Annotated in this window: 11 protein-coding genes; 3 read left to right on the top strand and 8 right to left on the bottom strand. The window is 37.0% G+C overall.

Annotation, left to right across the window (positions count from 1 at the left end; translation table 11 throughout):
* Nucleotides 1-3: 3 nt before the first annotated feature.
* From ABJH98_RS18230 to uvrC, 3 genes are read left to right on the top strand one after another with little or no spacing between them, the layout of a single operon-like run.
* Nucleotides 4-2514 carry a methyltransferase gene (locus ABJH98_RS18230; protein WP_348309210.1) on the top strand — a complete coding sequence of 837 codons (2511 nt, stop codon included), beginning with the start codon at nt 4-6 and terminating at the stop codon, nt 2512-2514.
* A complete protein-coding gene (locus tag ABJH98_RS18235; protein WP_348309211.1) occupies nt 2511-4778 on the top strand; it encodes a transglycosylase domain-containing protein in 2268 nt (755 codons plus the stop codon). The genes ABJH98_RS18230 and ABJH98_RS18235 overlap by 4 nt, the downstream gene beginning before the upstream one ends.
* A 12-nt stretch (nt 4779-4790) precedes the next feature.
* The gene (gene uvrC, locus ABJH98_RS18240; RefSeq protein WP_348309212.1) at nt 4791-6590 is read left to right on the top strand and encodes an excinuclease ABC subunit UvrC; all 1800 of its coding nucleotides are present in this window, start codon (nt 4791-4793) and stop codon (nt 6588-6590) included.
* 34 nt (nt 6591-6624) lie between these two features.
* Here the strand turns inward: uvrC and gldN are convergent, their stop codons facing one another.
* The 8 genes from gldN to ABJH98_RS18280 form a co-directional block, all read right to left on the bottom strand.
* Nucleotides 6625-7491 (bottom strand): gliding motility protein GldN, encoded by an 867-nt coding sequence (gene gldN, locus ABJH98_RS18245; protein ID WP_348309213.1) that lies wholly within the window; start codon nt 7489-7491, stop codon nt 6625-6627.
* A gap of 11 nt (nt 7492-7502) precedes the next feature.
* The gene (gene gldM, locus ABJH98_RS18250) at nt 7503-9086 is read right to left on the bottom strand and encodes a gliding motility protein GldM (RefSeq protein WP_348309214.1); all 1584 of its coding nucleotides are present in this window, start codon (nt 9084-9086) and stop codon (nt 7503-7505) included.
* Nucleotides 9087-9122: 36 nt separating this feature from the next.
* Complete coding sequence (gldL, locus tag ABJH98_RS18255; protein WP_348309215.1) at nt 9123-9956, bottom strand: gliding motility protein GldL; 834 nt, start codon at nt 9954-9956, stop codon at nt 9123-9125.
* A gap of 40 nt (nt 9957-9996) precedes the next feature.
* The gene (locus ABJH98_RS18260) at nt 9997-11052 is read right to left on the bottom strand and encodes an SUMF1/EgtB/PvdO family nonheme iron enzyme (protein WP_348309216.1); all 1056 of its coding nucleotides are present in this window, start codon (nt 11050-11052) and stop codon (nt 9997-9999) included.
* Nucleotides 11053-11238: 186 nt separating this feature from the next.
* Nucleotides 11239-12207: a type IX secretion system membrane protein PorP/SprF gene (locus ABJH98_RS18265; protein ID WP_348309217.1), complete on the bottom strand. Its 969-nt coding sequence runs from the start codon at nt 12205-12207 to the stop codon at nt 11239-11241.
* A gap of 100 nt (nt 12208-12307) precedes the next feature.
* Entirely contained in the window at nt 12308-13093 is a 786-nt protein-coding gene (locus ABJH98_RS18270; protein WP_348309218.1) for a uroporphyrinogen-III synthase, read from the bottom strand.
* Between the two features lie 32 nt (nt 13094-13125).
* A complete protein-coding gene (locus tag ABJH98_RS18275) occupies nt 13126-14247 on the bottom strand; it encodes a DUF4271 domain-containing protein (protein ID WP_348309219.1) in 1122 nt (373 codons plus the stop codon).
* Entirely contained in the window at nt 14240-15265 is a 1026-nt protein-coding gene (locus ABJH98_RS18280; protein WP_348309220.1) for an MraY family glycosyltransferase, read from the bottom strand. The genes ABJH98_RS18275 and ABJH98_RS18280 overlap by 8 nt, the downstream gene beginning before the upstream one ends.
* Between the last annotated feature and the right edge of the window lie 13 nt (nt 15266-15278).

Raw genomic sequence — 15278 nt, forward strand, 5'->3', positions numbered from 1 at the left:
GTGATGAGTAACTCTTATCACAACATGACCGCCCATTACAATGCCTACTTTATTGCATTAGAGCATATCAAAGCCATTGAACAGACCATTGAAGATCAATACGAATGGAATTACAACCTGATTCTTCCGATTTTTCCGCAGTTTGATTCAGCTTCCGCAAATTCTTTTTCTGACCAAATTGAAGACTGTATTGAAAAAGCCTCATTGGCCATTCAAAGGCATAAAGGTTCCAAATGGGAGGACGACTCTTATGTATTAGTTGGAAAGGCCAGATTTTATAGTCTTGATTTTCCAAATGCTGTAGAAACGTTCAAATACGTAAATACAAAAGGAAAAGATGATAATGCTAAGCATGAGGCACTGGTCGCTTTAATGAGAACTTTTATAGAGTATAAAGAAAGTAACAACGCAATTGCGGTATCGGATTATTTAAAGAAGGAAAAACTAAACAAGAAAAATCTCAAAAATTTATACCTCACCCGTGGTTATCTGTATCAAAAAAGTGCAGACTACAATAACATGGTGCAAAACCTTGTTCAGGCAGAGGCACTCATTACTAACTTTAAAGAAAGAGCAAGAATTAATTTCATTATAGGTCAGGTATATCAATCTTTAGGGTTTGACGGTGAAGCATACAATTACTACAGGCAAACATTAAAAAACAACCCTTCATACGAACTTTCATTCTATACCAAATTAAATATGGCTCAGGTCACTCAGTTAGCCAAAACTAATGATGCCAAAAAGGTTAGAAAATATTTTAAAAAATTACTACGGGATAGAAAAAACGAAGAATTCAAGGATAAGATTTATTATGAAATGGCCAAATTCGAAGTTCGTCATGGCAATCTGGATCAGGGGATTACTTACTACAATTCTTCCGTTCGATCCAGCATAAATAATAACAGACAGAAGGCGCATAGTTATTTAAGTCTTGGTAAAATTTACTACGACAGTCTAGCTGAATACAAATTGGCTAAGCTGTACTACGACAGTACGCTTAGCGTACTTCCAAAGGATGAATTGGAATATGCTGAAATAGAGGCTCGTCAGAAAATACTAGAAAATTTCGTGAAGCAATACACTATAATTCATAATAATGATAGTCTTCTGAATCTAACTAAACTGTCGGCAGATTCTTTGGATCGGTTTCTTGATTCATATATTGCCCAAGAGGAAGCTGCCGAAATGAAACGGCGAGAAGAGGAGAAGAAAAGAAAACGAAATGCTGAACGATTAGCAGCCAACAACTCCAGTGCTTTCTCTCAAAATACAGGTGGCATCGGAGCAAATAATTATGAAGGTACCACTTGGTATTTTTACAATACCAGTGCTGTTTCTCGAGGTAAGTCGGATTTTAGAAGAATATGGGGGGATCGAGTATTAGAAGACAATTGGAGAAGATCTAACAGCGCAACTTCCATAGCCGTAACAGATGAAGAAGTAGGTATCGATGCTGACGGAAAGAAAACATCTGGAAACAAGGATGATGAAGGAGAAGGGGAATTTAAAATTAATAAAGAGGAACTAGTAGCGACTTTGCCACAAAGTGATGAAGATAAACAAACACTGCTGGATGAAATAAAAGAAGCCACCTATCAACTCGGTAAAATCTACAACTTCGACCTGGATGAAAAAGATAACTCCGCTGAAACCTACGAAAGTCTATTCAATCGCTTTCCATCATCAGAATACAGACATGAAGTCATGTATTTATTGTATATCATTTTTAAGGAATTAGAAAACATTCCAAAGTCTGATTACTACAAAAATCTATTGCTGAATGAAGCGCCTGAGAGCATTTATGCTAAAATAATAATCAATCCAAATTACAGAGCAGAGTCACAAGCTGCTAGTGAAAAGTTAAAACTGGTATATGCACAAGCCTATGCTAGTTATAAAATGGGAGATTATCAGCAAGCAATGAACTTGATCAATGATGGATTGCGTGAATTCCCAGATAATGACTTTGTAGATAATATGGCATTGCTCAAAATCCTAGTTCAGGGAAAATCAGAAACAATATATAAGTATCAATATGAACTTAACAATTTCATTGAAACTTATTCAGAAAGCGAATTGTTGCCATACGCCGATTCATTAGTTACGGCTTCTGAGCAATATCAAATCAATCTAGTCAATAGCACAAAAGCTAAGTTTATCCCAAAATTTGAAAAACCACACTTTTTCATTTTTGCTTATCAGACTGACCAAGAGCTATCAGATGCTTTACCACAATATTTCAAAACACAAATACCAGAGGACAGTCCTTTGAAAATTGGAAATTTAATCCTTGACGAAAAACGCTCAATGATTTTAATTTCAGAATTTGCTGACAAACAATCTGCAATAGCATTCAATGAAAAAGTCGAAGCTGAAAAGCCTGCAGAAAAAATTAATAAGACTGGCAAATTTTATAATTTCGTAATTACAAAAGACAATTTTAATATTCTCTACCAAACCAAAGAGCTAGATACTTATCTAGTGTTCTACAGGAAAAACTACCAGCAATGAAAAAATACAAAAGACTAATCACATTAGTTTGGGTTTTGCTTGCCACTGGCGTTCTGGCAATTTTTCTCATGTTTTATTCTATCAAAATTGATGCCTTTGGTTTGTTTGGCGGACTTCCGAGTACAAAATCTCTTGAAAAGCCCGACCCAGATCTTTCATCAGAACTATTTTCAGCGGATGGCATTTCACTTGGAAAATATTTCCGTCACAACAGAACAGAAGTCGCATACAATGACCTTTCGCAAGAACTCATTGATGCATTACTCGTAACCGAAGACATTCGTTTTACTAAACACTCAGGCATTGATTTAAGAGGACTTGGCCGAGTACTTTTTCAAACCATCCTCATGGGAAATAAAAATGCAGGAGGTGGCAGCACGCTTACACAGCAGGTGGCGAAAAACCTTTTTAAGACCAGAGATCTTGGTGGAAAACTCAGTGATGTGCCAGGTTTGGGTATTTTCATTATTAAAATGAAAGAATGGATTGTCTCTGTACAATTGGAAGCCTCATATACCAAAGAAGAGATACTGGCCATGTATCTCAATACAATTGAATACGGCAACAATACGTATGGAATCAAAGTAGCCGCTCAGACTTATTTCAATAAACTGCCAAGCGAACTAAATCATAAAGAGTCAGCCATTCTTGTCGGACTGATCAACAAACCCACTCGATATAACCCTATTCGGAATCCTGAATTTGCCATAGAGAAAAGAACAGAGATACTATACAACCTATTGAAATATGGAAAAATAGACCAAGCGGCCTACGATTCTCTGAAAATCTCTGACTTTGGTTTACAATACAAAGTGCAGGATCAAAATGAGGGCTTGGCTACCTACTTCAGAACCGTTATGCGAAACTTCTTAATGAGCTGGGCTAAAACAAATGATTACGATTTATTTGCAGATGGACTGAAAATATACACCACCATTGATAGTAGGATGCAACTTTACGCCGAACAAGCAATGGCTGAAGAAATGGATACTTTACAAAGTGTTTTCATTAACCACCTTCAAGGGGACGCACCATGGATAGATGAAGAGGGTAATGAAATCTTGGACTTTGTAGACAAAGCAATCAAACGAACTCCAAATTATAGGGCTCTTGCAGAAAAGTACGGTGAAAACTCTGATTCGTTAGACTACTGGCTCAACTACCCCAGAGACATGTCAGTCTTTAGTTGGGGAGGCGAGATCGATACCACATTCAGCTTGATCGATTCTCTGAAGTATTACAAACACTTTCTACAGGCTGGTTTCATGGCTATGGATCCACAGACTGGTCACATCAAAGCTTGGGTAGGTGGTATTGATCACAAATATTTCAAGTATGACCACGTCAAGCAGAGTAAAAGACAGCCTGGGTCTACATTTAAGCCATTTGTTTATACTGCTGCAATTGACTTAGGTTATTCCCCATGTTATACAGCTGTAGATGCACCAGTTACATGGATGCTGGACGATCCAGAAAAACCCACTTGGACACCGCAAAATGCCAATGGTAAGTTTACTGGAGAAACAATGACTATTCGTAGGGCAATGGCTGCATCTGTTAATTCTGTAACCGCTCGTATTATGCAAAAAATTACCCCAAGAGCAGCTGTAGATATGGCGCACACTTGTGGTATTGAAAGTGACCTTCCTGCAGTACCTGCACTTTGTTTGGGTATTGGTGAAGTATCATTATATGAGCTAGTAGGGGCTTACTCTACATTTGCCAATCAAGGTGTTTGGACGCAACCATTTTTTATCACAAGAATTGAGGATAAAAACGGAGTGGTCATCCAGGATTTTATTCCCAAAAGGAGGGAAGCCCTAAGTGAGAAAACAGCTTATCTCATGATCCATATGCTCAAAGGAGCCATGGAAGAGAGGGGTGGTTCTGCACATGCTTTAGATTATAGACTCAAACAAAACAATGAAATAGGCGCAAAAACTGGAACTACGCAAAATGCGTCTGACGGCTGGTACATGGGCGTGACTCATGACTTAGTGGCAGGTGCCTGGGTTGGAGGTGATGACCGAAGCATTCATTTCAAACATTGGGCACTTGGGCAGGGAGGTAAAACTGCTCGACCCATCTGGGAGAATTTCATGCTTAAGGTTTATGAAGATCCAAGAACTGGGGTAGAAAAAGGTTATTTCAAAAAACCTAGTACGCCCCTTGGCGTAGAATTAGACTGCGATCACTATGAAGGAAGAACAGACTCAACAGATTCACTCAGCCTTGACTTGGGTTTTGATGAGTTAGACATTTAATTTTTCTGCATTTTGGGTGAAAAAAAATACCCTATTGATTTAAAAACAGTACCAAACGCTCCAGGTGTTTACAAATACTTCAATAAGGAAGTATTGATTTATGTAGGTAAAGCCAAAAACCTTAAAAAAAGAGTATCAAGCTATTTTAACAAACAAAAAGGCAACAGCTTAAAAACTCGAAAACTAGTCAAGGAAATAGATCATGTAGAGTACGTAATTGTAGACTCTGAGTACGACGCACTCCTACTCGAAAATAATCTCATCAAGGAAAATCAACCCAAGTACAATATCCTATTGAAGGACGATAAAAGTTTTCCTTTTATATGCATTTCAAATGAGCGTTTCCCTAAAATCTTCTCTACACGAAGGGACGAGCTAAATGAAGGGGAATATTATGGCCCCTACACAAGTGTAAAAGCCCTTAACAACGTATTAGAATTGATACAAAGTTTGTATAAAGTTAGAACTTGTAATTACTTGTTATCAGAAAAAAACATTGAAAATAAAAAATTCAAAGTCTGTCTAGAGTATCATATTGGTAATTGTTTGGGACCCTGCGAAGGGTTGCAGCAAGAAAGTGAATATCTCAAGGAAATTGATCAAGCGCGACATATCATCAAAGGTCATCTCAAAATTGTAAAAGACCATTTTTTGTCTTCAATGAAAACAGCAGCTGAAAGTCTGGCATTTGAAACAGCTCAAGAATTCAAAAGTAAAATTGACTTCTTGGATAAATTTCAATCAAAAACGGTAATTGTCAACAAAAAATTGAAAGGGATTGATGTCATTACAATTACCTCTACAGATAAGAAAGCCTTTGTGAATTATATGCGAGTTGACAATGGAATTATTAACATCTCAGATTCTCTCACGGTCTCCAAGCGCTTGGATGAAACTGATGAACAAATTCTTGAGCTCCTAACCATTGAATTGCGTGAACGATTCAATAGCACATCCAATACAGTCTTAAGCAATAAGCTATTTGAATGTTGGCAGGAATCAGTAGAAATTATAATGCCACAAATCGGTGATAAGAAGAAACTGGTTGAGCTATCTCTCAAGAATGCATTATACCATAAAAAGGAAGCCATTTCACAAGCAGAAAAGTCAAAACAAAAAGAAAGCCGTGTAACACAGCAGCTGATGGACGACCTTAAACTAAAAGTTATTCCCAATCACATTGAATGTTTTGATAACTCAAACATTCAGGGGACTAACCCTGTGGCCTCTATGGTTTGTTTTAAAAATGGAAGGCCTTCTAAAAAAGACTATCGTCACTTTAAGATAAAAACAGTGATAGGTCCAGATGATTTTGGTTCCATGCGAGAAATAGTTTTAAGAAGATATAGAAGACTTCAGGAAGAAGAATCGCCATTTCCCAATTTGATTGTGATAGACGGGGGAAAAGGTCAATTGCATGCGGCTTGCGATGCACTTAAAGAATTAGGAATCTATACAGAAATACCAATTATTGGAATTGCAAAGAGGCTAGAGGAAATTTACTACCCCGAAGACAGCATCCCTTTACATATTAGTAAGAAATCTGAATCACTGAAACTCATCCAACAACTGCGTGATGAAGCACACAGATTTGCTATCACTTTTCATCGCTCACTGCGAAGTAAGGAACAAGTCCAATCTGAATTAGACCTTATTGATGGTATTGGCGAAAAAACAAAACAAAAACTATTGACCAAATTCAAATCTTACAATAAAATCAGCCAGTGCAACGTACATGAGCTAGCGGCTGAAATAGGAAAATCGAAAGCCAACATTGTATTCAATTACATACAAAAAAAGGGATCAAAATGATCCCTTTTAAATATTATCAGTGCGTGGTTGATTTTTAGAATTCCCAAAGTTCATTCTCAAACTCAACCATATCATATTCTAATTGTTTAGATGCTAAAATTGCATCTCTTCTTGACTTTGTATAGATATCTACGATCCTATCATCCCTTGGATTGGCAATTTTGGTCAAATTCGACCCGAACAATCTCAAGTTGAATGCATCAGCCATATTTCTATGTTCTGACATGTTCTGAGCATTATACCAAATCGCTTCGTCTGGCATACTTCTCCATAACGCTACTAAATCCTTATACTTGAAAGAAGCCAATGGTTTCTCAAACAAAGCAGGATTTTTATCAGCTGGTAGAAATAAAGTGATAGACTGAATATCATAAAATATTCTTGATCTCATTCTATCAAAATATACTTCTTCTTTCATTTCAGCAATTGAGAAGTCACGCGTAGCAAATTCATTATTGTCAATGATTTCCTCTTCAGGTTCTTCTCCTTCATCACCTCCACCTCCGAAAAAATCATCATCAGAACTCGCTCCAAAGCCCATGTCTATTTCCTCTTGAGTAAGGCCACCACCTTCCTCTTCAAATTTCAAGTTTTCCAAAAATGTCTCTTTTGACATTCTTGTATTCACTGAGTCATTTGTATAAGGGAATAACAATCCTGCTTTTACAGCGTCAATAATTATTGTAGATAACTCACCGTTTCTAGAAAAGAAAGGAGCATTTTGTTTTTCCTCCAAATCTATTCTTCTCCAAACTGTCTTTTTGAACATTTTGTATGCCTCATTCACAGGGTAAACAGAGTCCTTATTATACCCGTCTACTTTTTCCTGTGCGTTACTCAACTCTACATTGAATAGAGCAAAACATACAAAAAGGCCAATTACATAACAAAATTTCTTCATAACCTATTTGTTTAGTTTATTCTTATCGTAATGATTCTTGGTCCAAAATTAGGGAAGTTTTCAATATCACCTTTGAAATTTCTTCTTTGAACCTTTTTCACCTCAATTACCAAAGCATCACCCTCTCTAGCCTGAGAGGCAATTGATGATAAATTGAGATCTGGACCCTTTGGTCTCACACTACCAACTGATCTGCCAGCTCTTACTAAATTCACTTCTGATTCAGCTACTCTGAACTTAGCGTCTTTTGGTAAAAATTGCGCAAATGACTCATCTGGTTCAGCCGCCAATTTTAAAGATCTTGGTGCTCCTTTCACACCTCTCTTCAAGTTAACTGGGCCACCTTTGCCATAGACCACAATCTCTGGTTTAGGTATTCTTTTAACTTTGAAATCTTGAGTGCCAATTAAATTTCCACTACTCGATACACTCAATGTAACTTTTGCAGAACTTGGGATAATAACTACCTCGCCTTTATTTGCTCCAGTTATATTTGAACCACCTTTTGTAGAAAAGGAAGGATTATAAGAAGTCCCCATTGCAGGCACTTGCACATCCAATTCGTTTCCACAGTTCAAGTATAAAGCTTGAACAGAGGCAGACTGAATCTGCATAACAGGTTTTGAAACTATGTACTCGATCGTATCTACAAAAGTTGTATCTCGTCCACCTGGCATTTTTACACTAATTGCTCCAATAAAAGACTTGCTAGCGTTACCAGATTTATCGTAGTTACCAGGAGTAGCTGTAAATGACACTTTACCCATTCCTCCAACTACTTCAATTTCTTCACCATCTACAGTCATAGTAGGAGATACAGAAGAAGAAGACGCTGCGATAAACAGATCAGCTTCATATCTTGTACCAGCTGCCACAACCTTAGAATGTGGTTTTACCATGGGAACAATTTGATCAAATTTCAAATCTTGTGCTCCTACTTTCGCTGCTAAATCCTCTAAAGCTTTAGTTTCTTCTGTAATCACATCAGATTGAAACTGACTAAGCGATGCCAGTGCACCTACCATTGGCGTATTATGTCCAAAGTTCAATTCTGCAAACCCCTTTTGGTTTTGATTTGGATCATTTTTGAAAACATCAATTTCACTAGCATCTTTAGCTAGATTACCAATATCTTCATCACCTGTAGTCGTTCTTAAAAATTCCGAGTAAGTATTCAATTTTTCTTTGAGAACTTCTCCCTCACCTTCGTTTACAAACAAAGCAGGAGCAGCGTCAATATCCTTTTGTCCAAGATATACACCATCAACTATTCCACCAGTTCGTTCAACTAACTCTTCTTTGTAGACCTCAATCTCTTTAAGAATTTTTGAAGTTGCTGCTCTTACTTCCTGCGCCTTTGTTAATACTGCTACATCAGCCTCTCTATTACCAGCATCTGCCACAGTGGTTTGAATACTCTCTAGTTTTTTAGCGTTGTTTCCAATTTTTTCATCATTGGTAACTTCAAAAGCCTGATTGATGAAAATAAATTTTTCTAAAACACTATTACTTACTTGCAGAGCCAATAGAGCCGTCAGTACCAAGTACATCATGCCTATCATCTTGTCTCTTGCGGATTGTTTACCTCCAGCCATAATATTCGCTTTTTAAGGTTAAAAAAATTATTTAACTTATTTAGCTGATGAAGTATCTCCCCCACCTCTCATAGCTGCCAACATACTTCCATAAATTCCATTCAAAGAAGTAATATTGGTATTCAAACTTGTCATTCCTGATCTGAATTTTTCAGTATCCTTAGCTGCTTCAGCCATACCTTCCATGGCAGAAGTCACATTTGAATAGAACTTGTTCATCGCTTTCACATGACTGTTAGCGTCTTGAAGTTCCATTTCATATACTGCATTGAGTGCGCCTAAATTCTTGGTAACATTTTTCACTTGTGAGTGATACTCAGAAGCATCTTTTGAGGCATTTGCCATATCTGCCATTGATGCAGCAGTAGAGGCATATGATTTATTCATTTCTATGAGTGACTTAGAAGCGTTTTTCACATTATTAGCATACTCACTTGTTGCTACAGAAGCATCTCCTAAGTTGGACATTTTAGAAGCTGAATCAGCCATGTTGCGCATGCCATCTCCTAAACTCTTTATCAAATCTGGACCAACCTTTGCTTCGGCTAACATTTTATCCATTTGTTGAGAAGCTCCTCCAGTAGCTGCAGGGACAGCAGCACGTGGCTGTGCTTTAGGTCCATCATAATCGTCTGCAAGTTCTGGATAAACTTTAGACCAATCTGTTTCTGCGTGCTTTGGTTCAAACGCACTTAAGAAAAATATTACGGCCTCAGTACTCAACCCTATGGTTAGCATTTCACTAGCACCAGGCAAGTGAAGAATTTTAAACATGGCACCAACAATTACTACAGCAGCTCCAATACCATATACTTTTGGCATTATTGTTGAAAACAAAAGCTCTTTAAATCCACCTTTTTTCGCACTCATATTATTTAATATTTTAGGTTATTTAATACAGTTTTAATAATTAAAATTCATTTCCTCCAGATCGTCCCAAATGGGTCATAGCACATCTAAATCCAATAGATGCTCTGGTTGAATCTTTAAATTCATAAGTTTTAGTTCCAGTCTCTAGATAATAGGCGATGTCTTTCCACGAGCCTCCTCTAATGACCTTCTTAGGTTCTTCTTCATCAAAATAGGTAGGGTTCAAATCCCAAACCAATGGCATCGCAGATGGATTAAATGCATCTTCTACCCACTCGGCAACATTTCCAGACATTTCATAAAGTCCGTAATCATTGGCAAAGAAAGTTCCTACTGGAGAAGTGTATGCAAATCCATCATCAAAATAGTTACCTCTACCAGGTTTAAAGTTTGCCAATAGACAACCTTTTTTATTTCTGATATAAGGACTACCCCATGGGTATTTGTTCATATCTCTTCCTCCTCTTGCAGCATATTCCCATTCCGCTTCAGATGGCAATCTGAAATTTGGCATTGGGAAAAGACCACGATCTGCTCTGAAATTATTCAAATGATCTGTTCTCCACTTACAAAAGTACTTGGCAGCTTCCCAATCTACTCCAACTACGGGGTAGTTATCAAAAGCTGGATGAGACCAATAATACACCATCATAGGATCACCCATGTGATGCGTAAAGTCTCTTACCCATACGGTCGAGTCTGGAACCAAATCTTCAACAACAAAACCTTCTGGAAGATCAGTTTCTGATCCTTCAGTTATGTCTTCAACAAATTGACGGTATTCGTTATTGGTGATTTCAGTATCGTCCATATAAAATGGTCCGATCGTTACCTGCTTATTGTAGTTGATTTGAGTAGCAGCTACATCTTCATCTGCCTGTCCCATATGGAAGGTTCCCGGAGGAATTGCTACCATACCAAATGGCCGAGTCATTTCCCAACCTTCACGTCCCTGTGCGCCTATTAATTCTCCGTTGCTGTCAATAGCCTGACCCTTTCCACCAAAAATATTTAGAAGGCTACAACTCTGAGTCCCAACAAGAATAATAAATAGAAAAAGAAACGAAAAAATTCGGCTTACACTAAATTTATTCATAACACAATTTTTATAACATTCATACTTTAACATAACAAGTATACACAAAATATATTGCACGGTTTAAACCATAAATATAATCTTTACAATTCAAGATACATTAAATCTTGAACAAAAATAATTACACATTGCTAAAATAAGAAAAGCACCTGCTTTACAACCATTATCGGCAAACTAAATGTTTATTTAATAGCGAAATCTAGGAGTTCTTATAATCTTCTTGGCTCCAGTAGAGATGGATGGCAGATCGTAACGTATAAATATTTCGTGGGAAGTGGGTTGCTTGGCCGACTGATCCTTTATAATGTAATCAAAGGAGTAACCCGCCTTTAATTGATTGTTGTCTAAAAAAGAATAACCCATCAATAACGCCAATGCTTCATTGTTTCTGTAACTCAATCCAGCCCACAATTTTTTATTGTATGTAGCAATTGCACTTACATCAATAGAATAGGTATTTAGATCAGATGTTACTAATATGGAAGGCGTTAAATCTACATTGTAAGTCAGTCGATAATTATATTCTCCATAAAGATTAAAGATCATACTGGTTTTATTGTCCTCAGTACTTGAGCCCTCCAATCCATAATTCATTTCGGGCCCCAGTAAATGACTGACGCCTCCTGCCAATTTGTAGTTTTCCGTAGAATAGCTCATGCCGAACGCCAAATCCATGACAGATTGAGATTCCTTGGCTTGCACATTCTTTGGGTCAGAAGGGTCTACAAATCGAAGTTTTGAAAAATCGAGGGTACTATTCAAAAATTCCGGTCTTATCCCAAAACTCAACGTACCTCTGTTTAATTTTTTATGGTAAGCGATTGACACTTGTGCCTGCACATTGTTTAACACACCCAACTTATCATATACCACATTTACGCCTACACCCAATGGAATCTTTTTTATTGATAATGGCGTGGAAAAATTTAAGAACTGAGTGGAAGGTGCACCTCCTTCTTGCTCGTAAGTAGGTTCATAACCTAGCCATTGAGATCGACTAATTATGCTTATGCTCCCTTTTTCGTCCAAAGCCGTCAGAGCTGGGCTCCAATAGGATTTGTTGAACATGTATTGTGTAAAATGAGGATCCTGTTGCGCATTAGATTTAATACTAATCGCAGTCAGTAGAACAACTATAATAATAATTCTCCTCATAAGGGTTCGTAATCACATCACGTATACAACGTGTTATGTAATAATAAGCAAAAATTGAAAATACCCTTACCTAGAACACCACTATTTTAGATGGCAGGTCTTAAATATTATTGGCCTTCTTAATATAATACTCTAGAGCTCCTGTCATGGATGGAGCATTTGGTAGTGGTGCCTGAATATCAAGAATTAAGTCTGCGTCCCGTACAGCCTGAGCAGTAGTCGGGCCAAATGCAGCTATTCTCGTTTTCTTTTGCTCAAAGTCAGGAAAATTAACCATCAATGAATTAATTCCAGAAGGGCTGAAAAATGCAATAACGTCATAATTAACATCAGCCAAGTCAGAAAGATCACTAGCGACTGTTTTGTAGATAATTGCTTCTGTGCAATCGAAGCCGTTTTCATTCAAAAAGTCAGGGATATCATTTTTTCTAATATTTGAGCAAGGGAAAATATATTTCTCGTTTTTGTGTTTTTTCAACACTTCGAGTAATTCTGTAGCAGTCCTTGAGCCAGTGAAAATTTTTCTTTTTCGAATTACTATATACTTCTGGAGATAGTTAGCCGTTTGCTCTGAAATACAGAAATACTTCATATCTGAAGGAATCTCAACTTTGCTTTCTGCGGCCAATCTAAAGAAGTGATCAACAGCATTTCGGCTAGTAAAAATAACTGCAGAATGTTTTAATATATCTATTTTTTGAGCTCTAAACTCCTTAATGTCGACGGGGTCGATTTGTATAAAAGGTCTAAAATCAATTTTGATATTATACTTTTCTGCGAGATCAAAATAAGGTGACTTGTCACCTGTAGGCTTTGGCTGAGAAACCAAAATACTTGTTACTTTCTTTAGCCTAGCTTTGTCTTCAATCAATAATTCTTCACTCATTCCAATAAACCTATTTGAAAACCATTTTGTAACTATTTTAAGAAAATCTTAAATAATAGCAACAGTGGGATCATTTCTGAACTGCAAAGGTAAGAAAATAAATGAAGTTTTCTAAAGGTATAAATCTTATTTAAAACAAAAAATATTAGAACTAAGCGTCCAGACCAAGCCAATACCAATATTAGCTGAATTAAATTCCAGTATTCATCGACTAACATCCCTCCAAGAATTCCATTGATTACACTTAGAGAAAACATTATCATGGCCATAATTAGCGATTGTCTAAAATAAGTAAAGAAGTGAACAGCTCTGACTTTGTTTATTTTGAAAAGCTCTGTGCCAATGGTTATCAGAATCAATTTGCCTATCATCAACACCAAACAAATTGCAAAAACATGGAAGCCAAGAGAAAGATTACTGGTCGCCGATAGATCAAATGAAGCATCAAAAATGGGTCTTGTAAGAAAAAGGTCCACATTCATTGCTGTATTCCCCACCAAAACAGCATAAAACAGCATAAAAGCCATATTCGGCCAAGATAGTGGTGCATGCGCAGTAATCAAATCAAAGTTTTGTCGGAGCTGAAGAGACTTTCCCACAGAAAAATACTCTCGAAACAAACGAAAATTAAATGCTCGAAAAAGTGCAATTAAGGAAAGTGTAGCGATAGAAATGATAATAAAATTATCCAATTGACCATGATCATTTCTCTGCAAAAAAAATTTATTGACATCCTCTGTTAAATCTTCACTTTGAATGTTTACTACTGAAGTACCGACTGCCTGGCTTATAACTTCAGAGCCATATAAGGTCATTTGTACTTGACCTTTTTTGTATATTTTATTTAAGCTGTCCAGCTTCCAAAATCGTGTGCCTTCTGTTAAATTCGAAAAGACCAATTTTCCATCAATCCAAACAAAGTAATTTGGAGGTAAATCGAGTTTAAGATATGAATCTCGGTACTTACTTAGATCAACGTTGAATCTTACTGTTTGGGTTTTTTGTTGCTTAAAATATGGCACAAAATGACCAGCATCGTCATCATACACTTCCCACTCCCAACGTAAATTTTTCAGTTCAGTATCTGAAGCATGAGAATCATGATATATGAAATAGCTAAATAAGCATATGAAAAGAGTTATCCACCTAAGCATTTACCCGAGTGCCCATTTTTTTAAGAAGAATTTCGAGCAGCAAACTGCTCAATACAGCAAACAGCCCAATGATGATAAGCAATGCTGAATTTCCTAAATAAGTAAAGAAAAATGCAAATGCAATGACGGCTAAATTGACAATCGATAATACAATCACAACCTGTAAATGAGAAAGACCAAGATCGCTGAGATAGTGATGGACATGATTTCTATCAGGCATAAACGGAGACACCCCTCGATATACTCGTATTATAAATACTCTAATTGTATCAAAAATTGGGATAAACAGGATACTTATTGCTAATGCAGGTGCTGAGGCTGCTCTATCCATTTCGATAAAATGAATGGCTAATACAGAAATAATAAACCCGCTCACTAAAGCTCCAGTATCACCCATGAAAACTCTGGCATTTAGTAAGTTATATCTTAAAAAACCCACCATAGCTCCAGTGAGGGCAAAACACACATACGCATAACTAGCTTCCCCATAGAGATAGAAAAATGTTCCAAAAGTCATACAAATAATTACCACAATCGATCCAGCCAATCCATCTACTCCATCGATAAGATTAACTGCGTTGGTGATACAAAGAATAACTAAAAAACTAAACGCATAACTCATCCCCACATCCAAATCATATACACCCATGAAGCCCTGAAAACTTGATATTCGTACATCGGCATAAAAAAGTACGATGCCAGCTGCAAGTACCTGAACAAAAAACTTTTTGAATACCGAAACACCATTAATGTCATCCTTGACACCAACAAAGAAGATGATCAAGCTACCCGCCAATAGCTGTTGGATGCCTGGCGACATCTGTCCGAAAATAGCTACTCCCGTCATAAAGCCAGCAAAAATGGCAAGCCCTCCTAATCTAGGGGTGTTGATGTCGTGAAATTTTCTAAAATCAGGTTCATCCAATATGCGCTTGCTATGTGCTACACTAATAATAGTAGGGATAGAAAACATGGAAATTAAGAGTGCCCAGAAAAATATCAGAATGGATTCGATCATGAGTTAGCGAATA

Source organism: Reichenbachiella sp., assembly GCF_039969095.1.
GTDB lineage: Bacteria > Bacteroidota > Bacteroidia > Cytophagales > Cyclobacteriaceae > Reichenbachiella.